The sequence below is a fragment of the Streptomyces sp. NPDC052101 genome, assembly GCF_040680235.1.
Taxonomy (GTDB): Bacteria; Actinomycetota; Actinomycetes; order Streptomycetales; family Streptomycetaceae; genus Streptomyces.
Genome location: NZ_JBFAWH010000030.1, coordinates 59,734 through 81,227, shown reverse-complemented (window position 1 = coordinate 81,227; position 21,494 = coordinate 59,734). Strand labels below are relative to the sequence as shown.

Sequence of the window (21,494 nt, the reverse complement as noted above, 5' to 3'; positions counted from 1 at the left end):
ATCGCCCCAACTACCCCTTGAGCAGCACCAACACACCTACACGCCAGTGACACACAAAGCCGAACATCCCAGTGACATCACGACCGAACCTCACAATCGCCTCGCTCGGCCAGCTACGGCCCACACGTCCCGGCCGGATCGTCGGCCATGCTCGCGATCTCCAGCTCGCGTCCGTCCTTGCTCTTCTGCGGCCGAGGAGCGGCCAGGCCCCGCGCGGCGCTGGCGCCGTCTCCTCTCCTGGGGAGCGGCGCTCGCGCCGTCATTCGCCTGGCCGCAGCTGTCGTCGCAGCCGGTTCAACGCTGCGCGTACGCGATCGGTCTCCGGCGACTCCGCCCCTACGGTGCGGAGCAGGTCGGGGTAGAGGGCGACCAGCACGTGGAAGGCCTCCGACAGCCGACCGGCCGAGTGCAGCAGCAGCCCGTGGCGGCGACGAGCGGTGAGGAGGAACGGGTCGGTCGGCGAGAAGGTCTCTCCCGCCGCCTTCAGCACGGCTTCGAACGCTTCCAGTGCCTGCGTCACCTCGCCCAACTTCATCAGGCAGTAGGCGATCTGTCCACGGAGCTTGAGCCCCTCCGCGCCGTCCTCCGCCCTCTGGGCGGCGAGCTCGGCCACGCGCTTCTGGTACAGCGCCAGTGCCCGCCCGTACTCCTCCTCCTCGAACAGCGCGTCCGCCTCCCGGAGACGGTCCGCGTCCAAGGCAGGGATCCCGCCACCCGCGGAGGGCGCAGTGAACCACGCGGAACCCGGATGTACGAGGGGGCTGAGCCCCTGCGGCCACCCTTCCGTCGCCCCCGCGTCGACCGACCGGTGCCCCTGCTTCGGAAGGAACGGGACGAGTCGTCCGAGGACCTCCTGAGCGGACGCGGGCCGGTCCTCCGGGCGCTTGGCGAGCAGGTCCCGTACCAGGCGGTCCAGCTCACGTCCAGCCTCCGGGCGCCGCTCCCACAACGGAGCGGGAGGCTCGTGCACATGGTGGTAGAGGAGGCTGGGGACGTTGTCCTGCGTGAACGGCGGCTGGCCTGTGAGGAGTTCGTACAGAACGCAGCCCAGCGCGTAGAGATCGCTGCGCGGTGTTACCTCGCCCGCCAGGGCCTGTTCGGGGGACATGTACCGGGGTGTGCCGACGGGACGGCCCGTCGGGGTCAGGGTGGTGTGGTCGCCGTCGAGCAGCGCAGCGATGCCGAAATCCAGCACCATCGGCAGACCGTCCTCCGTGACCATGATGTTGGCGGGCTTCAGATCGCGGTGAACGAGTGGCACGCTCCCGGTGTAGGTCAGCACCGAGCACAGGTGGACCCCCAGGCACGCCGTCCACGAGACGGGCAGGCGGCCGAAGGCGCCGCAGATGTCCTTGAGCGAGGAGCCGTACAGCCGCTGCATGACGATGTAGAGGCGCTCACCGCCCGTGGGATCGGGGACGACGTCGTAGACCTGCGGGACGCCCGGGTGGGCCAACCGCGCCATGATCTGGGCCTCGCGGCGGAAACGGGCGATCCTGATTCCGGACTCGGAGCGGGTGGAGCCCTCTCGGGGTTGGATGAGCTTGATGGCGACGTGTCGGCCCAGTTCGGGGTCGCGTCCCGCCCAGACCTGCCCCATCCCGCCCCTGCCGATGAGCTCTCCGAGTTCGTAGCGCCCCACGTGACGGAGCACGCCCGGCGCGCTCACTCGCCCGTGTCCCGGAGGGCCTTGGCATCCCAGAGCGCTTCGGCGAGGTCCGCGAGGCTGCCTTCGCCCGGGATGATCCAATACCGAGGACCTTGGACGGCGCTCCATGCCTCACGCCACTCGGCGCTCTGCCAGATGTGCCGGATCAGTCCGTTGACCGAGTACAGGCGTCCGTCGGCGGCCCAGCGCAGCGGATGCCGGGCGTCGTTGCTCCAAGTCGCGAGGTAACGACGGGGGTCCTCGTCGAGCCAGCGGCCGATGGCCCGTTCTTCAACGCGCCCCGGCTGGTACAGCACCTGCGTTCCGTCCGGGATCCGCCGGTGTTCGACGAGGAGCCGGGCCGAACTGGGCCTCCGCGGTTGTTGCGGCGGGGACGTGACCACGAGTTGCGGGGTCCGCTCCGCGTCCGTGAGGGTTCGTTCCGCCGTCTCCGCGAGCAGTCGGCACCGCCCAGCCTCCCGGAAGATCGTCGCCACGAACGAGTTGCTGCCGAAGAGGTCGTCCACCAGCGGAATCAGCACTGCCAGCACCTGGCGTACGCGGCCAGGCACGTCGCCCAGCGCGTGCTCCCACTCGGCGTCGGGATCGTCGATCCCTGCGGCTCCGCCGAGCCGGAATACCAGGTGGGCGACGAGCAGTCCTCCGCGCTCCGCGATGGCAGCCGCGCGCCCGGTCAGGCCGGGCTTCAGCTCGTGGAGGGCCTCTCGGACGGCACGGAGCAGGAGGACGGAGCGCCAGATCTGCAGGGCGCTCGGCCGGCGGCCGAACAGGCGGGTGTACGTCCCCTCCGGCGTCGCCTCCCACAGGTGCTCGGTTGAGGCATTGGCCAAGGCGCTGAGGGACGCGTCGGGGTGGCCGCAGGCGAGCGCCACGGCCGCCTCCTCGAGCGAGCAGCCCGCCGCGGGCGTGGGGACCAACTCGCCCCGTCTGAAGACGTACTCCTTGTCGAGGGTGGCCCGGAAGTCCTCGCGGATGAGGCTCTGGACCTCGTCGAGTGCGACGAAGTCGCGAGGTCCCATGGGATGTTGGGTATGGGTGGCGGCGACGACGGACCTGGCGAAGCTCTCGGGTGCGTTCGCTACGGAGATGAACCGCACCGGGACAGCGGCCAGCGAGACCTTCTCGGGATGCTTCTCGTACGCGTAGTAGACGGAGGCGACGGTCTGGGCGCCGTTCACGACGGCAGCCCCTTTGAGCCTCAGTCGCACTGGGGCGCCTACGACGGGGCGGGAGAAGAACTCGGTCTCGATGGAGTCGCACAGCACCGTGATGCCGTTGTGCAGGTACGAAAAGTTCTCGGGGGTAGTCCGCAGCGTCTCCACGAGACCGAGGTTGAGCGCTGTCACGCCGAGGTGACTCCGGAGGTTCCGGTCGAACAGACGGGCCCCGTGCTCCTGGTACCAGAGCGCGACCTCGTCGGCCCCGACCAGCCCACTGAACGTCCGGTGCGGGATGTCCTGCGTGTACCAGCTGCCGGGCAGGCTGGCGACAAGTTCGACGTTCTGGGGCAGGCCACCTCGGTGGGCGGCGGCGTGGAAGTCGGGGAGCGCCAGGACGTGGCACTCGACCGCGGCGCCGAAGTCCGCGGCGGCCTGCTCGATCACCTGGCGGGCCTGGTCTTTCGACGCCTGTTCGCCCATGACCGCTACGACGAGGTGCACCCGGCATTCCGGTGATTCGAGGATGTCGCGCACCCGATCGGCGTGCTGTCGCACCCGGCGGTTGAACCGGTCGAAGTCGCGGTTGTCCAGCTGCCGCAGACCGTGCAGCAGTTTCAGGGCGCCTTCCACACCGAAGCGTGCCTTGCCCTGCTCACTCCACTTGGCCTGGACGAGCCACAGTTCCGGCGCCGAGGGAGAGCAACCGATGGCGTCGATCCCCTGATCGTCCCGGCCGTCGGTGACCGACGCCGCGGCCTCCGCCGACGGGAAGCCGGCGAGCAGCTCGAGTGACATGGCGGCCAACGCGCGGGTGGTGAAGACCAGTTCGGTCTCACTAACGCTCCGCCCCTCCAGGTCTCCGAGGTCGATGAGGCCGTCGTACTCCCGCTTCAGGGCGTCCCGGATGATCCCGACCGCCTGGGCACGCGTCGCCTCCGCGTCCTCGCCCTCACTCATGAATGCCCCCCCCGCATCGTCCGATCACCCCATCGTACGTTCGCGGGAACCGGCCTCTAGGTCAGCGGGCGACGGCAGCGGAGAGTGCGTGGAGGCGCAGGGCCAGCTGGACCTCCAGGGCACGTGCGGGGCTGTCAGCCCGGGCCGAAAAGGCGGCCGATCCAACGGACCTCGACCAGCGTTCCCACCTAATCGGTGACCGCTAACATAAGCGGCGGTGCCGCGTGGTAAATCCCGTACGGTGCGGGGCCGTTGCGCCTGCTCAGGGCCGCTGACACCACAGGCGGTTGGTCGCGATCGCTACCCGAACAGCGCGCTGCAGGACCGGTCCAGATTCCACTCCGGATGCCCGTGCGCCTGGAGGTGCGGCGGATCACGAAGGTGGGGAGATGGCTGATCAGTCGTCGGACGCCGCGGGAATCTTCCTTCCTGCCAAGATGTCCAGCGATCCTCCGTTGAGCTCGGGGCTGATCCGTCCGAATCTGTCCTGGGCCGCCCGGCAGCTCGGGCTGACCCCGGTGACCGCCGAACGGACCTGGATGGATCTGACTGGCGTCTACGTCATCGCCCGCGAATATCTGGAAGAGGCGGAACGCGCCCGTGGCCGCACCTTGGACTGCGCGGCCTGGATGGACGTCCTGCTTGCCAAGTACTCGCGCGAGCAGTACCTATGCGCGTTGGCAGCGCTCAATCACGCGACCACCCGCGACGACCTGTTGCAGTCCTACCTCGAGCGTTTCCTCATACGGTTGGCGCCTGACGCCGGGCTCCGGCTTCAGGCAGCGCTGGCCGGCAGCGTCGACGGTCAGCGCCGCCGGTTCCTGGCCCGGCAGATCGTGCTCCGAGCTATGCGGGCGGTGATGCTCGCCGGTCGCACCGCGGGCGTCACAACCCCGGACGCGGAGATCTCCACCGCCCTGGCGCCACTCGACCTGGAGACGTGCGCGGTGCTGCTGATCCACCTCGTCGCCGACAGCCTGAGCAGCCGGCGTCCGCCAAACGAGCCGCTACTGGGCGGCATCGCGCAGTCTCTCGCGATGGAAATGATCGCGAACAATCTGTTCAACGAGGCGGAGGACCCTGGCGATCTCCTGGCACGCCACCGACTGCTGTGGACCCGCTACAGCGACAACATTCCCACGGCACGCAAGCATCCGCTGGAGATGCTCGAGGAGGCCACCGGCCTGACCCTGAACGACATCACCGCGCTCGGGTTCGCCTACAACTCGGGCATCATGACGCACATGCCCGATGCGCCCGTGGCCATGCAGGCGTTCACCGGCATCGGCATCGACCACGCGGTGGTAGAGCGGTTCCTCGGGCGCTTCGCCATCGAAGCGGACGATCTCGCCACGCAGCTGCGGGACTGCCCCCTGCCGTGGCAAATGCTGCCGATCCAGAACCGCCCACTGCTACGCCTGGGCGAACACATCGTCGTCCTGGACGAGCGCTACCTTCACGAGCGGGTGACCCAGGGCCTGTTCTGGCTGGTCCACGACCACGAGCGGGACCAGTACGGGGAGCGGGCCCGGCTTCACTGGACGCAGGCCTACGCCGAGATGGTCGAGCGGCGAGTCAAGGACCAACTGCGCCGCCTCGCTCCGCACGTGCTGGGTGGCGGGAGCAGCTTCTTTACTGAAGTGGACCTCGCTAGGGCGTTTCCCGGCTCCAAGTCCGCGGACGTCGGCCTCGACTTCGGTTCGAGCACCGTCCTGGTCGAGGTTGTCAGCGCCACGGTCGGCGTCGCCGCCCGGGAGCAGGGGGACATCGCCGCGTTCCGCAGGGACACGGAGAAGGTGGTGGTGAAGAAGGCGCGCCAGCTGTCGCAGTCTGCTCTTAACCTCCTCGCTGACCCCCAACCGGCAGGCTCGCCCCTGGGCAAGGTCTCGGCAAAAGAGGTGTTCCCGGTGGCGGTCCGAGGCGGGCACTACCCGGTCAACCCGATCACGCGGCGCTACCTGGAGGAGGAGTGGTTCACGACGGAGGGCTTGTTCGCGCACCCGAGAATCCGCAACCTTGCGCTGCTGGGCCTGGAAGAGCTGGAAGCCTGCGAGGCCCTGAACCGCCACCGGCATCTGACCCTGCCCCAGATCCTCGCCGACTGGCAGACCTCCCCCTACCGCGACGGCTCGCTGCGGAGCCATCTGGTCCTTACCTACGGTGGGCAAGAAATCGGCCGCCCCCAGGACATCGAGGACGCGCTCCACGAAACCACCACGATGATCGCGCAGCTCCTGGGCTTCAGCCCCACCGTTGACAACAGCCAGCCAGAAGGAAGCCAGGACGAGAGCGGTGAACTTGCCTGAACCGTCCTTCTTCCCGGTGCCAACCCGCGGGACGGCCGGAGCCACACTAAGCAGGAACCAGGACGGCCGGTGCGGCCCAGGCCCGGGGGCACGGCGGGGCGAGATGCGTAGAAGTGCACGATCCCGGCCCGAAGACCGCGTCGGCAGTAGCGCACGGCGCCAGCCATAACGAAGCCCGTCCACGCACGTAACAAGCTGAGCAAACGTCCCCCACACTCCCCCACCTCTAGATAATGGACACCAAGAACTGCGACAGCGTCTACTGGGCCGACGTGCGCGGCTCCATGCCCGACCTCGTCCAGGCCGTGGGCCGCGCGCTGCGCATGCACCCCGGCGAGGGCAAGGTCGCCTCGCTCGTGGTGCCGGTCCTGCTCGGGCCGGGCGAGATGGCGGACAACATGCTGACCTCGCGGGCCTTCGGCGGATTGGCGAAGCTGCTGGAGGCGCTCAGGGCACACGACGCCCGGGTGGTGGAGCAGTTGGCGCAGCAGCAAGCCCCCAGCGCCTACAAGCCCGTCCAGAGGGCCGCGCAGGGTCAGGAGAGCCGGGGCGAGGGGTACGGGTCCGGCGGGCCGTCGGCGTCCGCGCGGAAGCTGCTGAAGTTCTCCGTGCCGCGCGACCCGGCGCAGCTGGCCGCGTTCATCAACCTGCGGGTCCTCAACCCGGAGCACGAGCACTGGCGGCGCGGCGTAGAGGCGGCTGTCATCTACGCCCGCGAGCACGGCGACCTGAAGGTCCCGTTCACGTACCGCGTGCCCGGCGGCGACGACCAGGCGGTGGAGGCTGAGGGGTGGCCGGCCTCGCTGGCGAACTTCCCGCTGGGGCAGTGGATCGCCGACGCCCGAAGGTTCTACGCCCGCGGCGACATGGACACCGACCGCGTCGAACAGCTGGAGAAGCTCGGCATGGTCTGGTCGCACTACGACGTCGCCTGGGACGAGGGCCTGGCCGCCGCACGCGGCTGGGCCACCGAACACGGCCATCTCCTGGCCCCGCTGGACGCCACCCATCAGGGATACAAGGTCGGCACCTGGCTGAAGAACCAGCGAGCCGCCGCCCGCAAGGCTGCCGAGATCGAGCAGCGGCGTGCCGAGGGCCTGCCTGCGGGGCCGTCGGCCGGGGCACTGTCGGAGGAGCGGCGCGAGCAGCTGGAGGACATCGACCCCTCCTGGTGCCCCCTCTGGCCCGTGGAATGGCAGCGCGCCTTCCACCTAGTGCGCCTCCACCTGGAAGCCGGCGGCACGCTGCCGACCGCGCCGGGCGACGTCATGCACCAGGGCGAGGACCTCGGACGGTGGGTGCGGGTGCAGCGGCTAGGCTGGGACAAGCTGACCACCGTGCAGCAGTGGATGTGCGAACACATCCTCGCCATCCAGCCCGCCTGTGAGGACGAGAAGCCGCAGCGTCGTACGCAGGCCGACAAGTGGGCGTTGAACTACGAGGCCGCCCGGCAGTTCTACGAGCGCGAGGGGCACCTTCGGGTGCCGCGCAAGCACGTGGAGACGATCGCGGTCGGCGTCGATGGCGAGGGCCAGCAGGAACGGGAGCTCCGGCTCGGGGCATGGATCGGAAACCAACGCTCGCGAGCTGCGACGCTCTCGCCGGAACGGGTGGAGCAGCTGTCCGCCATCGGCATGCGCTGGACATAGCGCGCAAGTCACGCCGTAGTGCTCAGGCGTGAGGTAATCAGCGACAGGCCAATGGCCGCGGCGCTAGGGTTCGTTCACGGCGGCGCTCACGCCCCGAAGGCATGGCAGGAGCACGATGTCCATATCCTTCTCGGTCTCAACGATCACATTGACGGACGGCACCGTCATCAGTCCGCCCGCCAACGGCATGACTGTCTTCATCGGCCCGAATAACAGCGGCAAGTCCCTGCTCCTGCGGGAACTGTCTCCCCGGATCACCGCTCCGACCGATAGCGATTGGAAGTGGGTTTCCGAGGTCCAGTCGAGCGGGGCCGGCAGCGGCCATGAGTTTCTCGGCTGGGCCGCAGAACGCGGCCACAGGACCTGGGTCCCAGATGCGCAGGGTGCTGGACCGACGCTGCGCGGAGGTCAACAGGCGGACTACCAAGTGCCGGTGGCTAGCGCCGTACAGTGGTGGGAGCACGGGCTCTACCAGAGCCTTCGCAGCATGCTGGTCACGGAACAGTGGGCTAACGAGCGCTTGAACGTGATGGCGCAGACATCCCGCTGGGATCAAGCCATGCCTGCGTTCAACCCTGTGCAGTACCTGTACGAGGACCCGGATCTCCTCAAGGAGCTGTCCCGGTACACGCTGGAGGCCTTCGGGAAGGCACTCGCTGTGGACTGGACCAGTACCGAGCTGATGCTGCGGGTAGGAAGTACCGACATGCCTGACTGTGCGCCGCCCTCGTCCGAACTGGTCCGGGCCTACCGCAGGCTGCCGCAGCTCACAGAACAGGGCGACGGCTTCAAGGCGTTCGTGCAGATCCTGCTGCACACAGTGCTGCGGCCAGCACCGGTCATCTTGATCGACGAACCAGAAGCGTTCCTGCACCCGCCCCAGGCCCGTCTCCTGGGTCGGAAGCTCGCGCAGATGCCGGGGCAGACTCAAGTGTTCGTCGCCACGCACAGCGCCGACTTTCTGGCCGGCGTCCTGGACGCTCAAGACGCTCGCCCGCTCGCTCTGGTCCGGCTCGACCGGTCCTCGGGAAGCCCGCGCGCACGTGACCTGGACCCTGACGCCGTCGCCGAGCTACTGCGCGCGCCGCTGCTGCGCTACTCCAACATCTCTTCCGGCCTCTTCTACGACCGGGTCGTGCTCTGCGAAGCCGAAGGCGACTGCCAGTTCTACGCCGCGACCTTCGACACCACCCGCGATCACTCGGCGCCTCATGAGAACACGATCTTCCTCCACACCAACGGGAAGGCCCGCCTCGCCGATACTGCCCGACGGCTTCGCGCGTTCGGAATCCCGACAGCCGCCATCGCCGACTTCGACCTCCTGAACGACCACGGCACCGTCCGCAACGCCATGGGCGCACTCGGTGGCACCGTTCGCGACATGAGCGGCGACATCAAAACACTCAACGACTACGCCAACGCCGAACGCAGCATCCCCACCGTCGCCGGCTTCCGCAAGCAGGTGGAGTCGCTGCTGATCGGCCGTGGGGACAGACCGCTCACCGAGGCCATGATCAGCAATGTGAGTGATCTCCTCAAGGGGTCGTCCGGCTGGGGCGCCCTGAAGAAGAGCGGGCTCAACGCCCTCAACGGCGACGTGTACGCCGCCGCAGAGCGCCTGCTGAAGCACACCGCAGCGCACGGGCTCTTCCTCGTTCCGTGCGGCGAACTCGAACAGTGGGTACGCAGCGTTCCGTCCGGGAACAAGGCCCGGTGGCTCGCCGACGTATTCAACGGACCGGAACGCTGGTACCAGAAACCGACCACCGAACTACAGGACTTCTGCCAACAGATCCGCTGCTACCTCGACCTACCTCACCAGCCGTAGGCCCCCTCGCCCTCGGCGCACATCGCCACGCATGCGGGAGCGACCGGGATTACGGCTTCATCGCGGCGATGATTGGGCCTCGCAGGTGACTGATCTCCGCAAGAGCGGCGCCGTGACCGAGCCACTGGAAAGCACGGATCGCAGGTTGGGCTACGGCATCGACGCAGGCGGAGATGGCGAACCGAACGAAGTCTGCTGAGGTGTGGGGGACGAGCAGGTCGGCGCCGTCTGGTGTCTTATCCGAGGTGTAGGAGTAGAGGATGCGCCAGAGTTCCGCGTGAGCCGTACCTGAAACGAAGGCGTAAGGGCCCTTGGATGGGGCCTGGCCGGTCTGCTCCATGAACAGGGCAGTCCTCGCGGTGTAGCCGAGCGGCCTTTGACCGTCAGCTCCCACCCATCCCCCCTTGGGGCCGAAGTCGTCCTGGATCTTCAGCCCTGCTCGCTCCTTCTCCGTGTCGGCCACTGTCTTCCCGTAGTCGGAGCTGACCGTGTAGCCCATCTTCGCCGCGGAATCTTCCAAGGCGCTGGCGCTGGCACGCTCCAGGAGGAGCCGGCGGACGACGCGGCTCCGGCCAGCGATGCCCCGCTCCAGGAGCCACCATGCCTGCGACGCTGCCTCCAGCGCGTTGCGCACCAGAGCCTCGATGGACATCGCGGACCGTGGGCGGAGGAGCAGGAGGACACGGACGGCGTCGGCGTGCTCTAGCGCGGCGCGCAGCAGCATCTCTGCCACGGTGAGCGTGGTGCTGGCCGGGTTGACTCCCCAAGAGGTGCCGTCGCTTCGCAGGAGCGTGGCGGTCTGGGCTATCTCGTTGGCCGCGTCCGATTTCCAGGCCGGGTTCATGTTCCCGGCTACGCGCCGACTGACGATATTCAGGAGGTCGCCGAACGGGGCTTCCCAGCGCTGGACATGAGCGGGCGTGAGAGAAGCGCTGGTCGGTACCGAGTTGGTCATCGGCGGTCTCCTTGTCTTTCTCCCCCGGCGACGACACAGCTTACGAGTCAAGCGGCTGGCGCAGGTCCAGGTAGCAGCGAAGTCGTACGCCAGGCTGGCCTACGTCCCGTGTCGTGTGCCGCACGGGAGATGTTGCCCACCGATCGGCAAGCAACTGCTGGAAGGCGAGCGCGGTGGCGTCGTCGGCGGCCGCGACGTCGACGACGACCAGGCCCGGCTCACTCACATGCACCTCGTTGATCGGGTCCATGTACGGCACTACGCCCAGGCGCCCAGGGGAAGTTCCGCCCGTACGGCATCTTCACCCGACCGGGTGGAGGGCCTTCAGGGGCTGTCGCCACCCCAGTCCCAGCAGGCCGGGTTGCCCGGGCGCGGGTCGTACAGCGCCTGCCCGCCGGGGCCGAACTGCCCGAGCTCGGTCTCGAGGGAGACGCCGGTGTCGATCTCGTCCGGCGTCCAGCCGGTGATGTCGAGCAGAAGCCTGTCCAGCGGCCCGCCGACCAGTTCGGCGTAGCGCCGGTCGGGTCGGGGGCCGGGGTGGTCGTGGCCGGCGCCGTAGACCCGGCGGCGCAGCAGCTGCTCGTCATCATGGTCCATCCGTTCAGCCTCGCAGCCGCCACTGACAGCCGGGTCCGGTCGCTCACCTGCGGAAGCGGGAGAGCCAGGTGCCGCCGGCCTTCTGCTCGGGCACGACCTGGCCCTGCTCTTGTTGCCGATGCGCGCCAGGCCAGGCTTGCCGTACGTCGGTGACGGCCTGCCGGTCGCAGTCCTCGCACAGAGAAGGCCGGGGCTCTTGGGCGGCGCCCCAGCCGACGCGCTCGACCACCCTCCACCGTTCGTCAGTGCCTGTTCCTGAGGCCGACATGACATGACGCTTGAACGAACGGCTCGTTGGATCTTCAGGGATGTGAGGGCGATCGGGAGCGGTCCGGAACCGAACTGGTGCAGCACACGTCTCCCGCACCATGATCTCCAACGAGCACCACGAGCACGCGAGTTCCACCGGGGGCACCTCGCCGTCCGCGGTGACTGTGGATCCGCCGAAGGCCAACGACTACAACAGCTTCGCCGAGGCGTACACAGCCGAAAATGAAACCAACCTCATCAATGCCCACTACGAGCGGCCCGCGATGCTGGCCCTCGCCGGAGACGTGGCCGGCCGGCGGATCCTCGACGCCGGCTGCGGTTCCGGGCCCCTGTTCGCGGCGCTGCGCGACCGTGGCGCCATCGTGAGCGGCTTCGACGCGAGTGCCGGGATGCTGGAGCTGGCACGGCGGCGGCTCGGCGACGGTGCGGACCTGAGGGTGGCCGACCTGGGCGGCCCGCTTCCTTACTCTGATGACACGTTCGACGATGTCGTCGCGTCCTTGGTGCTGCACTACCTGGAGGACTGGGGGCCGGCGCTGGCCGAGCTGCGACGCATCCTCAAGCCCGGCGGTCGGCTGATCGCTTCCGTCGACCATCCCTTTGCCGTCAACCTCAGGCACCGCCAGGCCGGCCGCGAGGCCGAGTACAACTACTTCGACACCACCAACTGGAGCGAAGAGTGGACCATGGGCGGCCAGACCGCCCTGATGAGTATCTGGCACAGGCCGCTGCACGCGATGATCGAGGCCTTCATCGGGGCCGGTTTCCGGATAACGGTCATCAGCGAGCCAGAGCCTGATCCAGCCGCCCGCAAGCTGTTCCCCGAAGTCATCGCGGCCAAGCCGCGCTTCCTGTGCTTCCTGTTCTTCGTCCTGCAGGCTGGCTAGGACCTATGTGATGTTGTGGTCAACCAGTTGTCTTAATGCCTGTTCCTGCTGCAGCCGTGACGTGGTGGCGGCTGTGACGCGTTGGCGAACGGCTGGTTGTTGACGCGCGCGGCCAGCACCTTGGAAAGGACATGATGAAGCTTCTTCTCACCGACTCCGGTATCAAGAACGCGAGCATCCAGGATGCGCTGGTCGATCTCCTGGGCAAGCCGATCGCCGAGTCCAGCGCTCTCTGCATTCCCACCGCGGGGTACGGGGGTCCCGGTGCCGATCCGGGCGGGCCATGGCGATTCATCAGCGGACGGTCGCCCAGCCCCATGACCGAGCTGGGGTGGAAGTCGGTGGGCGTGCTGGAGCTCACGGCGCTGCCCAGCATCGACGAAGCACTCTGGGCCTCCTGGGTCCGGGAGGCCGACGTCCTGCTGGTCAACGGCGGTGACGCGCTGTACCTGTGTCACTGGATGCGGGAGTCCGGGCTGGCTGAACTCCTGCCGTCGCTGCCCGACATGGTCTATGTGGGACTCAGCGCCGGGAGCTTGGTGATGACGCCCCGCATCGGGGAGAACTTCGTGGGCTGGAAGCCGCCCGCCGGCGGCGACAGCGCGCTGGGCGTGGTTGATTTTTCGATCTTCCCGCACCTGGATCATCCGGAGTGTCCGGACAACACCATGGCCGCGGCAGAACGATGGGCGGCCCAGATCGCGGGTCCGGCGTATGCGATTGACGAGCAGACCGCCATCAAAGTGGCCGACGGCGCCGTCGAAGTGGTCTCCGAGGGCCACTGGAAGTTGTTCTAGTGCCTGTGCCAGGTCCTTGCGTGACACGTCGACTGGTCTGTTGATGCAGTTCAGGGGCTCGTTGCTTCGGGTGGATCCGCCCGAAGCAACGACTGGGCCGCAGGAACCGCCGGCCGTACGGTGGGTGTATGGGCAGGGACGGTGTGCCCCGGCTGCGTCTGGTCGTCGTCGCGGTCGACGGGGGCGGGCCACGGCTGTGCCGGGGGTGCGGTGGGCCGTTGATGCCGTCGGCGAAGTCGACGGCGGTGTTCTGTGAAACGGCGTGCCGTTCGAGGCACTGGCGGCGAATGCGCCGGGCGAGGGCTCGGACCGAGGCGGTGAAGGCCGGCCTGACGGCCTCGTGTCCGCAGTGCGGGGCGGCGTGGACGGTCGGGGTCGACCGCCTGGTCACGGCGGTGTACTGCTCTCCCGCCTGCCGCAAACGGGCCTGGCACGCGCGGCGCGCTCGGTCCGGCGAGGCGTGAGCCTGCGCGTTCGATGGATGCGGGGCCGCTTCGGGCGCCGGGGCCGTACGCCCTTCTCTGCCGGGCGAGGCGGTCGGATGGTGCGAAGTGAGGGGCTACCAGGGCGAGTTGATGGCACGCGAGGGTGTTGTCCCCGGGGCTCGTGGGGGTGGTGTCCCGATGACCGGGACGCGCCGCTACCTGCGTGGCGGAGGTCGCGGTGAGGGTCTGCCCTGCACGGGTGCCGGTGGGGGCGCACAGGTCCTGCGCCCCCGTCTTGACCACCGGCAGACCCAGATCCAAACCCACGCCGACCCGCTCCACGATGCTGCAGGGCGTCTTGGGTGTGCTCGCGCGGGCGGTGTGCTCCAGGCCGCCGCCCGGCCCGCCGAGGACAACCGCCAGCGCGACCGAGCTGGCGAGGACGGCGAACAACAGCAGCAGCGCTCGCCAGGGTTGATAACCGAAGCCGAGGGCCAGCCCGGTGAATCGGGCCCAGGCCCGGTCACGCCGCCGAGACCCGCCGCGGTCGATCTGGTCCCGCCGCTGCGCCATGAGAATGTCCCGCACCTCGCTGTCGTGACCGGCCGCCCTGTGGACGGCGGCCAACTGCTGGTACGGCTGAGCGGAGTAGCCGGGCGTGTGGTCACGCAACAGCTCCAGCCACCGGGACAACCCGACCGGCGCCGGCAGGTCCGCGTAGGTCAGCCCGTCGATGCCGACCAGGGCCCCCGTGGCCTGACCCGACCGAGTCACCCCGCTGGTGTCCAACCACAGCGAACCTCCGACCGACACGCCGTTCAAGGCCAGCACGGAGTGTCCGGCGCCGGTTGCCCGGAACCCGGCCCGGAGGAACACGGCTCGGTCGACCCGCAGACCGTCGGCGTACAGGGCCGGTCCGGACATGTTCTCCAACCGCGCCTCGTCGCAATCCAGCAGACCGAGGTGGGCATCGACCAGCTGGACCGCGCCGGTTGCCCGGAACCCGGCCCGGAGGAACACGGCTCGGTCGACCCGCAGACCGTCGGCGTGCAGGGCGGGACCGGACGTGTTCGCCAGCCGCGCACCGTCGCAATCCAGCAGACCGATGTGGGCGCCGAGGAACCGGACCGCGCCGGAAGGTGTGTCGGCGTTGGCAACCGCTCCGCGCATCGTCATCACCGGCGCGGTGAAGCGTGCGGCGTCAACCGGTGGGTCGTGCGAACCCGCGGGGTGCCCAAAACAGGAACCGTCCAGCACGAGGCCGGGCAGCCGGCTGTCGCACAGGTTCAGACCGTCGGGGACGAAGCAGTCGACCAGCTCGACCCGCAGATCGCTGGTGATGTTCGCCAGGTCGACGCGGCCGGTGATGCGCGCCCCGCGCAGCCGCAGCCCGTGCGGGTCCGCCTCGATGTCCCGGCGGCCGCGGACCAGGTCACGGATCAACGCCGCCGGGACGGTGTGAGTGCTGTCCCAGGACCGCATCGCGGCCTCGTCGACCGGCCCGTCACCGGCCAGGTCCAGCATCTCGCCGTCGCGGACCGCGTCGAGCAGGCTCTGCTCCAACCAATCGGCTGCCACCCGAGCATGCTGGCCTGCCCCACGCACGACGGCAAGCACGCCGACACGAGGCACCGTTGAGCCCGCTGGTCGTCTTCAGGCGGTTTCTGGCATCACGTAGCCGTGGGCGACATCACGGCGTTCGGCGGGACGGTTCTTGCGGCGGGTGAGCCGTCGGGTCATCACCCTCATGACCAGGCGGCTGACCCGGAAGCAGCCCGCCCGCGGCTGGGCAAAGAAGCCGAAGCCGACGGTCTGAAGCGGCATGCCAACTCCCGTCCTGGGCCCCGGACTACGACCCTGCGCGCGACGGTCGTCAGCCGCTCAGCTGGTCGAAACCCGGGGCGGTCTGGAGTCATGGAAACGGACTCCAGACCGCTGTCTGACAGCGGGGGCCTGCTACAGCATGACCCGGTCAGCCGTGTGCCCCGTTCCTGAAGTAGCCGCGGCGGGCTGGTCCCCTCATGACGTGTGATTCCACAACTCGGTATAGACCCAGTTCCCGTTTTCGACGCTGACTTGGTACCCGCCGCGCCTCGAAGTGGCGCAGAACAGACCGCCGTCAGCCTCGCTTGTCTGGCCAGGCTTGGTGACCGCGTTCCCATAGACCCACCCTTCGGAGTGAGCAGGGTCGCCAGGAGGCTGGGGGTTGGGGAAGTAACAGTCGACGTACTCCACGGCACGGACCTGATACCCGCACCGATTTTCGGTGACCGTTACCTGGTAGTAATGCCCGCCAGGGTTATTCATTCCCTTTACGCGAGGCGAATAGGGGCATGGCGGGGCGAGCCGCGACGCCGCCCGAGCAGCAGAAGCAGGTGCGTCGGCGGCCGACTGTCGGTACGCCGGAGCCGCATGGGCCTGGCTCAGGGGGGCGAGACTCGTCCCCACGAGCGCGGCTGTTACGGCCAGTGCGTGGATAATCCGTCGCTTGATCATGTCACTCGTGTCCTTTCATGGGGAGTCGAGTTGGATCATCCCCTTGACGGGTGATCGCGACAGGAGTCATCACCCGAACGGGCGCCAGCGCGAAGGAGCATCAGGGCGGGTAGCGGCAGCTTGTTGAAGCGCATGTACAGATGGAAGTGCTTCGGCCGACCCAACTGACGGATCCGAACTCGCTGTGGTCACCACGTCCAGAGAGGTGAGACGACGCAGCGCAGTCACCAGGCCAGGATCAAAAACACTCACTAATCAGCACCACGATGTCGGTACGCAACGCGCACACCCCCGCACCACGGGAGCGCTGTCCGCGCCGGGCGGTGCCAGACCGCGAAGAAGACAACTCGGGGGGCGGCTCCGGGAACGCCGTGGCGGCGGGCAAGATCAGGCGTATGCGAATTCTGGTCTTGGGTGGAACGTGGTTCCTTGGCAAGGAGATCGTCACCGGTGCGCGCCGGCGGGGGTGGGAGGTGACGACGTTCAACCGGGGCCGCTCCGGTCCCGATGCCCCCGGCGTGGAGGCCATCCACGGTGACCGCACGGACGCCGCCGCCCTCTCGCATCTCGCTGCCGCTGGCCCGTGGGATGCCGTGGTGGACACCTCCAGCGGGGAACTGCCGCCCCGTGACGTCCTCTTGGCTGCGCGGGCTCTGGCCGGTCAGGTGGGCCGGTGGGTGCACGTTTCCACCGTGTCTGTGTATGCCGACTGGCCCCATCACACACTCACCGAGGCGTCCCCGGTGCTCGACTGCCCGCCGGACGCCGACAACACGTTCGGCTACACCGGGGCGGATGGCTCACCCACGCGGTATGGGTTCCAGAAGGCGGGCGGCGAGAGGGCTGTAGCCGAAGCGCTCGGCGACCGCGCCGTATTTCTCAGGCCCGGGGTGATCCTCGGGCCTGGCGAATACGTCGGCCGCCTGCCCTGGTGGCTGACCCGGGCCGCGCGCGGCGGCCGGATCCTCGCCCCGTCACCGGCCAACCAACGCATTCAGCCGGTCGACGTCCGCGACGTGGCCGCCTTCGCCCTGGACCAGGCCGCCGAAGCTGCCGGCGAAGCCTTCAACATCGCCCACCCTGACGGGCCCACCTTCGCCGAGTTCATCACGGGCTGCCTCAACGTGACCGGCGGTGCCGGGCGCCCCCTGTGGACGTCCCCGGAAGACCTCGCTCGGCACGGCGTTACGCAGTGGACGGAATTGCCGCTGTGGCGCACGCACGCCGGGGTATGGGCGGTCGACTCCTCCCGCGCCATGGCGGCCGGGCTCCGCTGCCGCCCGCTCCGCGAGACGATCGCGGACACTTGGGCGTGGCTCCAGGCTGACGGCCGCCCTGTCGCCCATCCGCGGTGGGACCTGCACGGAATCGCCCCCGAGAAGGAAGCCAAGATTCTGGCCTCTCTCGGGGGCGAGTGAGCGACTGGCGCGGGTCAGCCTTCCAGGGCGGCGACGGGGCCGCCGCCGGTCCCTAGCTGGTGCTGGGCGGACATGCGGGTGAAGTCTTCGATCTGCTCTCCGAGTTCCCCCGCGAGCGCGGCGCCCCGGAACCGCTCGACCGTCAGGGCACGCCGTACCCGGGCGGTACGGGTCAGCAGCCCGGTGGCGCGCTGATCGCGCGGCACAGTCCACACGATCTCCAATGCGTCGGCCGCGCCGTCCAGGTCCCCGCGCAGCAGCCGGGCGGCTGCCAGATCAGCAGCCGCCCCGCCGACCACCCGGGCCGAACGCACCGCCTCCGGCCGCTGGTCCGCCAGCTCCAGAGCCCGTGCGGCGGCAGCCGCCGCCTGGTCCCCGTCGCCGAGCAGGAGGCACGTCGAGGCGTTCGACATGGCCAGCCGCTCAGCCGTGAACCCGAACTCTCCGCCGATGCCGTCGTGCAGCTCGTCCGTGACGTCCTGACCGTCCGCCTGCGAGCCATGGAGCGCCCTCTGAGCGGCGATGGGATCCCCGAGGTAGCCGAAGGCGCGGGCCTCGATCGCGGCCAGCCTGCGCCGCGCCACGTCTCCCAGACCCGTGAACGTCTGGGCCTGCCGCGCCAGCCGCGCGGCCTCCGCGGGCTGGCTGGAGAAGTACGCGAGGTACGCGAGCGTTCCGCCGGCGAAGGCGCGCAGCGGATCGAAGCGCGCGGTCTCCCCGTACAGGGCCGCCGACCGGCACAGGCGCTTTGCGCCGTCCAGCGACCCGAGATCGAATGCGGCTGTGGCCAGCAGCGCGCACGCCTGCCCGGCCACGATCAGGAGGTCTTGAGCCTGTGCCGGGACCTGCGTCCGGCCGCGTGCTGCCTCGGCCCCCTCGCGCAGTTCCCGGGCCCGCTTGAACACGTCGAAGGGGGCCGTCGCGCTGTAGGCGAGCGCCAGCGTGGCCACGTCGTCTCGTAGCTGGTCAAGGGTCGTATCCGAGATGGAAGCGGCGGCGGCCTCGGCCGCCTCGCTCTGGGCATCACGTGCAGTCATTTCAATTACGTCTTCCAGGTTGAACGCGGGTTCGGGTGCCACAGAGGGAGGCGGATCGAACAGCGCTGCCGCCGGGACCCCGAACATGTGCTCCAGCACGGCGCACGCCTCCGGACTCGGCAGGGTCTCCACTTTCCCGGCTGTCCAGCGGCGGAACTGCGCCTCCGACACGGTCAGATTCCGCGAGCCCTCATCGAGGACCCGCGCGGCCGTGCGGCGGAACTCACGCTCAAAGTCCCTGTATCGCCAGCGGCGTTGATCAACTAAGACTTTGAGGAGCGTACGAGCGTCTTTGCTCATCTCGTTCCCTCGTCTGCGGTGGTCTGCCGGCGCGAGCGCGCCGGTACTTCCCTCACTGGAAGGGGAACCGCGAACCCCTCGGCAGCGCAACACCCCCAGCGCACATGACACGTTGACGCTACCCGGCCGACACGTCACTCACCTGAAAGAGCGGCAGATGACATCCACCGCGGCATGGCGATGACACCCTCACCGGGCGGAATCTGTGCGTCGTCGCTCGACGCTCCGTAATCCGTCGATCACCAGAGCGCGACGGCACCCGACCCCGGCCGCGCCTCCCTCCCCGTGGGGCACGGCCGAGGCACCGACTACCCGCAGCGCGAGGCAGACCCATGACGACGCGCACGACCCCTTACCCCCTGCCGGGGCTGGTGGACGCTCCCACCATCGACCGTGACCGGCTGACGGACCGCCAGCGCGCCGGTACATCGTGCGCCTGGTGCGCGGGCACGGCATCACCCCGGTACCCGGTCGGCGACCTGTGTGCCTGCCCCTGCTGCGCGGGCCTGTACGGCGTCCCGGCGGTGGCAGCATGAGACAGCCCACCGACGACGGATTCGTGTTGGCCGTGGAGCGCTGGACGCCCGAGGTCTGGCAGGAGTACCGGGACCGAGTCGCGGACCAGCCGGACAGCGCGGCCGTCATCGACCGCATCAACCGCAGGCGCCGGCGCGAGACCCCCGCCGCGGCGGAGGCAGAACGGTGACCGCGCCGATGCGCCAGTCGTCCGGGGTCGGTGACCTCGTCCGCGACACTTCCCGGGGCCGCGAAGGCGTCCTCACCGACGTCCGTGAAGGGGCACCGATCCTGCGCCCTCGCTCCGGCGGCGGCCTCGCGGAGGAATGGCCCACGTCGTGGGCAGCCGTCGAGCTGATCGCCCGGCGCGGCACCTGGGAGCCGTCGTGAGCGCGCGGCGTGAACCCGGTAGGCACCGGGGGCCGTCCGAGGGCGGCCGTACGGTCGGCCTGGCGTTCCTCGCGGCGAACCTTGCGGGGATCACCCTGGTGGGCGTGCAGGTACACACGGCCCGCGCGGTCCCGGCCGCGACCCAGCCCGACTATCCGCCAGCGCAGGCCCTCACGGACCGGCCCGACATCCAGCCGGACCGGTACGGCACCCGGCCGCCGGTCCCCTGAACCCCGGCGGCCGGGGTGAAGGACGGTTCCCCCGGCCGCCGGTCACCAGATCCGCCCCCGCCGTGGCGCCATCCCACGCCCGCCACGGCGACCGGGGCGGCACAGACCCCCCGCGCGGTACATGGCCCAGGCAAGACCGACCGTGCGGGGACCCGGGCCGGGCGCTCCACCCCCGAGGAGAGCCCGGCCCACCGGCCGCCGCCCACCCACCACGGCGGCGGCCACCACAACCCCCGGCCGGGGCAGTCGCTCCACCTCCCCGCCCCGGCCGGGCCCCTCGCACCACCACCGTGAGGAGAGGACCCGTGCACGATCTGATCGTCAGCCCGTTCCTGGATGGCTTCCTGGCCGTGCGGCCGGGCAGTCCCGCTTGCGTGCGCCTGCCGACCGACCTGTACGAGGAAGTACGCGCCGGAGCCGACAACACCGTGCCTGCCTGGCTGGTGCAGACCGCCGCCGACGCCTGGAGCCTCGACCTGGACGGGAAGGCCGCCCGGTCGGCGCTCCTGGTGCGCGAGCCAACCGAACTCGCCTTCGCGCGGGCAAGCTGGGAAATCAACCTCTACTGCAACTTCGGCTGCAAACACTGCTACCTGGGCGAGCGCCCGCTAGCCGGTCTGAGCTGGGACGACAAGGTCAAGCTGATCGACATCTTCCGTGACTCCGGCGTCCTGTGGCTCCAGATCACGGGCGGTGAACCCACCGTCGACCCGGACTTCGAGGGCGCCTACCGCTACGCGTACCGCCAAGGCATGATGCTGACGGTTTCGACCAACGCCTCGCGGCTGTGGAAGCCGGATCTTCTGCGGCTGTTCCGGGACTGCCCTCCGTATCGCGTCGTCGTCAGCATGTACGGCGCCACGGAGGAATCGTTCGACGAACTGACCCAGCGCAAGGGCGCGTGGAAGAACTTCCGCAAACTCATGGCCGCGGCCCGCAATGCCGCCCTGCCGCTGCGGGTGTCCATCGTGGTCACGGACGACAACGCCCATGAGGTCGACGCCATGAAGGCCGTCGTCCAGGGCTGGGGCCTGGACCACCACGTCTACACGAACATGCAGCCGACCTTTTCAGGCGAGGGTGACCCCCTCCTCGTCCAGTCGACAGAGTTCCTGCGCAAGCGCCCCGTGTTCGAGGGCTGCAACGCAGGTGTGACCTTCTTCCACGCCGACCCTCACGCCAAGGTCTCGATCTGCAAGATCGGCCGAGACGATCAGATCGACCTCATGACCGAGGGCATCGACGGACTACGCCGACTCGGAGAGATCTCCGACCGCCTGATGCTTCGCACCGGTGGCTGTACGGGCTGCTCGCTCTCCGGCTCCTGCCGGGTGTGCCGACCGCTCGCCAAGGTCTATCAGGAGGCGAAGGCCCCACTGGGGATGTACTGCCAACACGGAGACACCAAGGAGATGGTGCACCCATGAGTGCCGTACCCGTCACGATCACATCCCGCCCGCCGATCGTCCGCCCGGCCATCCCGTCCGCGCTCGTCGCCACCTCGACGCTCCTCATCGAGGCCGACGCCGACGCCCTGATGGAAGGCAGCGCCTGCTCTTGCGCGGCCGGTGACGACAACCCCAACTGACCTGATCACTGTCTGATCC

Annotated in this window: 20 protein-coding genes and 1 pseudogene; 12 read left to right on the top strand and 9 right to left on the bottom strand. The window is 69.1% G+C overall.

The genetic code is table 11. The features are described from left to right. Nucleotides 1-259: 259 nt before the first annotated feature. Together AB0L75_RS35545 and AB0L75_RS35540 are read right to left on the bottom strand one after the other, a co-directional pair. Complete coding sequence (locus tag AB0L75_RS35545) at nucleotides 260-1,654, bottom strand: serine/threonine-protein kinase (protein ID WP_358738129.1); 1,395 nt, start codon at nucleotides 1,652-1,654, stop codon at nucleotides 260-262. A gap of 11 nt (nucleotides 1,655-1,665) precedes the next feature. Beyond that, the gene (locus AB0L75_RS35540) at nucleotides 1,666-3,786 is read right to left on the bottom strand and encodes an AIPR family protein (protein ID WP_365189620.1); all 2,121 of its coding nucleotides are present in this window, start codon (nucleotides 3,784-3,786) and stop codon (nucleotides 1,666-1,668) included. A 389-nt stretch (nucleotides 3,787-4,175) separates the two neighbouring features. Here AB0L75_RS35540 and AB0L75_RS35535 point away from each other — a divergent pair, with 389 nt between their 5' ends. From AB0L75_RS35535 to AB0L75_RS35525, 3 genes and pseudogenes are all read left to right on the top strand, one after another. After that, nucleotides 4,176-6,092, top strand: coding sequence for a hypothetical protein (locus AB0L75_RS35535; RefSeq protein WP_365189618.1), 1,917 nt, complete (start codon nucleotides 4,176-4,178; stop codon nucleotides 6,090-6,092). Nucleotides 6,093-6,325: 233 nt separating this feature from the next. Beyond that, nucleotides 6,326-7,741 (top strand): annotated as a pseudogene (locus tag AB0L75_RS35530) (Helicase associated domain protein); the annotation flags it as partial. Nucleotides 7,742-7,856: 115 nt separating this feature from the next. After that, entirely contained in the window at nucleotides 7,857-9,569 is a 1,713-nt protein-coding gene (locus tag AB0L75_RS35525; RefSeq protein ID WP_365189615.1) for an AAA family ATPase, read from the top strand. 49 nt (nucleotides 9,570-9,618) lie between these two features. On the opposite strand, the gene AB0L75_RS35520 is transcribed toward AB0L75_RS35525, so the two are convergent. From AB0L75_RS35520 to AB0L75_RS35505, 4 genes are all read right to left on the bottom strand, one after another. Continuing rightward, on the bottom strand, nucleotides 9,619-10,524 hold the full coding sequence (locus tag AB0L75_RS35520) for a hypothetical protein (RefSeq protein WP_365189614.1): 906 nt from the start codon (nucleotides 10,522-10,524) through the stop codon (nucleotides 9,619-9,621). 40 nt (nucleotides 10,525-10,564) lie between these two features. After that, nucleotides 10,565-10,774 (bottom strand): DUF6207 family protein, encoded by a 210-nt coding sequence (locus tag AB0L75_RS35515; protein WP_365189612.1) that lies wholly within the window; start codon nucleotides 10,772-10,774, stop codon nucleotides 10,565-10,567. Nucleotides 10,775-10,848: 74 nt separating this feature from the next. After that, on the bottom strand, nucleotides 10,849-11,121 hold the full coding sequence (locus tag AB0L75_RS35510; protein WP_365189609.1) for a hypothetical protein: 273 nt from the start codon (nucleotides 11,119-11,121) through the stop codon (nucleotides 10,849-10,851). A 43-nt stretch (nucleotides 11,122-11,164) separates the two neighbouring features. Continuing rightward, entirely contained in the window at nucleotides 11,165-11,350 is a 186-nt protein-coding gene (locus tag AB0L75_RS35505) for a hypothetical protein (protein ID WP_365189607.1), read from the bottom strand. A gap of 139 nt (nucleotides 11,351-11,489) precedes the next feature. Between AB0L75_RS35505 and AB0L75_RS35500 the strand changes: the two genes are divergently transcribed. Then, nucleotides 11,490-12,278 (top strand): class I SAM-dependent methyltransferase, encoded by a 789-nt coding sequence (locus tag AB0L75_RS35500; RefSeq protein WP_365189605.1) that lies wholly within the window; start codon nucleotides 11,490-11,492, stop codon nucleotides 12,276-12,278. Between the two features lie 131 nt (nucleotides 12,279-12,409). Continuing rightward, nucleotides 12,410-13,075, top strand: a complete 666-nt coding sequence (locus AB0L75_RS35495; protein ID WP_365189603.1) for a Type 1 glutamine amidotransferase-like domain-containing protein — start codon at nucleotides 12,410-12,412, stop codon at nucleotides 13,073-13,075. Between the two features lie 50 nt (nucleotides 13,076-13,125). Here AB0L75_RS35495 and AB0L75_RS35490 read toward each other — a convergent pair whose 3' ends face one another. Both AB0L75_RS35490 and AB0L75_RS35485 read right to left on the bottom strand, forming a co-directional pair. Then, entirely contained in the window at nucleotides 13,126-15,078 is a 1,953-nt protein-coding gene (locus AB0L75_RS35490; RefSeq protein WP_365189601.1) for a hypothetical protein, read from the bottom strand. Nucleotides 15,079-15,153: 75 nt separating this feature from the next. Further along, entirely contained in the window at nucleotides 15,154-15,324 is a 171-nt protein-coding gene (locus tag AB0L75_RS35485) for a hypothetical protein (protein WP_365189599.1), read from the bottom strand. A 1,067-nt stretch (nucleotides 15,325-16,391) separates the two neighbouring features. Between AB0L75_RS35485 and AB0L75_RS35480 the strand changes: the two genes are divergently transcribed. Next, nucleotides 16,392-17,414: an NAD-dependent epimerase/dehydratase family protein gene (locus AB0L75_RS35480; protein ID WP_365189628.1), complete on the top strand. Its 1,023-nt coding sequence runs from the start codon at nucleotides 16,392-16,394 to the stop codon at nucleotides 17,412-17,414. A 14-nt stretch (nucleotides 17,415-17,428) separates the two neighbouring features. Here the strand turns inward: AB0L75_RS35480 and AB0L75_RS35475 are convergent, their stop codons facing one another. After that, nucleotides 17,429-18,451: a DNA-binding protein gene (locus AB0L75_RS35475; protein WP_365189596.1), complete on the bottom strand. Its 1,023-nt coding sequence runs from the start codon at nucleotides 18,449-18,451 to the stop codon at nucleotides 17,429-17,431. A gap of 632 nt (nucleotides 18,452-19,083) precedes the next feature. Between AB0L75_RS35475 and AB0L75_RS35470 the strand changes: the two genes are divergently transcribed. The 6 genes from AB0L75_RS35470 (at nucleotide 19,084) to AB0L75_RS35445 (ending at nucleotide 21,475) form a co-directional block, all read left to right on the top strand. Beyond that, nucleotides 19,084-19,287, top strand: coding sequence for a hypothetical protein (locus AB0L75_RS35470; protein WP_365189594.1), 204 nt, complete (start codon nucleotides 19,084-19,086; stop codon nucleotides 19,285-19,287). Further along, nucleotides 19,284-19,457, top strand: coding sequence for a hypothetical protein (locus AB0L75_RS35465; RefSeq protein ID WP_365189591.1), 174 nt, complete (start codon nucleotides 19,284-19,286; stop codon nucleotides 19,455-19,457). Before AB0L75_RS35470 ends, AB0L75_RS35465 begins: the two co-directional genes overlap by 4 nt. Then, entirely contained in the window at nucleotides 19,454-19,657 is a 204-nt protein-coding gene (locus AB0L75_RS35460) for a hypothetical protein (RefSeq protein ID WP_365189588.1), read from the top strand. The genes AB0L75_RS35465 and AB0L75_RS35460 overlap by 4 nt, the downstream gene beginning before the upstream one ends. Beyond that, nucleotides 19,654-19,887: a hypothetical protein gene (locus AB0L75_RS35455; protein WP_365189586.1), complete on the top strand. Its 234-nt coding sequence runs from the start codon at nucleotides 19,654-19,656 to the stop codon at nucleotides 19,885-19,887. The genes AB0L75_RS35460 and AB0L75_RS35455 overlap by 4 nt, the downstream gene beginning before the upstream one ends. Before the next feature lie 305 nt (nucleotides 19,888-20,192). Further along, nucleotides 20,193-21,314, top strand: coding sequence for a radical SAM protein (locus AB0L75_RS35450; RefSeq protein ID WP_365189584.1), 1,122 nt, complete (start codon nucleotides 20,193-20,195; stop codon nucleotides 21,312-21,314). Next, the gene (locus AB0L75_RS35445; RefSeq protein WP_365189581.1) at nucleotides 21,311-21,475 is read left to right on the top strand and encodes a hypothetical protein; all 165 of its coding nucleotides are present in this window, start codon (nucleotides 21,311-21,313) and stop codon (nucleotides 21,473-21,475) included. The genes AB0L75_RS35450 and AB0L75_RS35445 overlap by 4 nt, the downstream gene beginning before the upstream one ends. Nucleotides 21,476-21,494: the final 19 nt, after the last annotated feature.

Bases quoted from the DNA above. Each gene is read 5' to 3' on its own strand.
- AB0L75_RS35470 (WP_365189594.1), top strand. From the start codon at position 19,084: ATGACGACGCGCACGACCCCTTACCCCCTGCCGGGGCTGGTGGACGCT.
- AB0L75_RS35535 (WP_365189618.1), top strand. From the start codon at position 4,176: ATGGCTGATCAGTCGTCGGACGCCGCGGGAATCTTCCTTCCTGCCAAG.
- AB0L75_RS35480 (WP_365189628.1), top strand. From the start codon at position 16,392: ATGCGAATTCTGGTCTTGGGTGGAACGTGGTTCCTTGGCAAGGAGATC.
- AB0L75_RS35520 (WP_365189614.1), bottom strand. From the start codon at position 10,524: ATGACCAACTCGGTACCGACCAGCGCTTCTCTCACGCCCGCTCATGTC.
- AB0L75_RS35485 (WP_365189599.1), bottom strand. From the start codon at position 15,324: ATGCCGCTTCAGACCGTCGGCTTCGGCTTCTTTGCCCAGCCGCGGGCG.
- AB0L75_RS35525 (WP_365189615.1), top strand. From the start codon at position 7,857: ATGTCCATATCCTTCTCGGTCTCAACGATCACATTGACGGACGGCACC.
- AB0L75_RS35540 (WP_365189620.1), bottom strand. From the start codon at position 3,786: ATGAGTGAGGGCGAGGACGCGGAGGCGACGCGTGCCCAGGCGGTCGGG.
- AB0L75_RS35510 (WP_365189609.1), bottom strand. From the start codon at position 11,121: ATGGACCATGATGACGAGCAGCTGCTGCGCCGCCGGGTCTACGGCGCC.
- AB0L75_RS35445 (WP_365189581.1), top strand. From the start codon at position 21,311: ATGAGTGCCGTACCCGTCACGATCACATCCCGCCCGCCGATCGTCCGC.
- AB0L75_RS35465 (WP_365189591.1), top strand. From the start codon at position 19,284: ATGAGACAGCCCACCGACGACGGATTCGTGTTGGCCGTGGAGCGCTGG.
- AB0L75_RS35500 (WP_365189605.1), top strand. From the start codon at position 11,490: ATGATCTCCAACGAGCACCACGAGCACGCGAGTTCCACCGGGGGCACC.
- AB0L75_RS35515 (WP_365189612.1), bottom strand. From the start codon at position 10,774: ATGGACCCGATCAACGAGGTGCATGTGAGTGAGCCGGGCCTGGTCGTC.
- AB0L75_RS35495 (WP_365189603.1), top strand. From the start codon at position 12,410: ATGATGAAGCTTCTTCTCACCGACTCCGGTATCAAGAACGCGAGCATC.
- AB0L75_RS35475 (WP_365189596.1), bottom strand. From the start codon at position 18,451: ATGACTGCACGTGATGCCCAGAGCGAGGCGGCCGAGGCCGCCGCCGCT.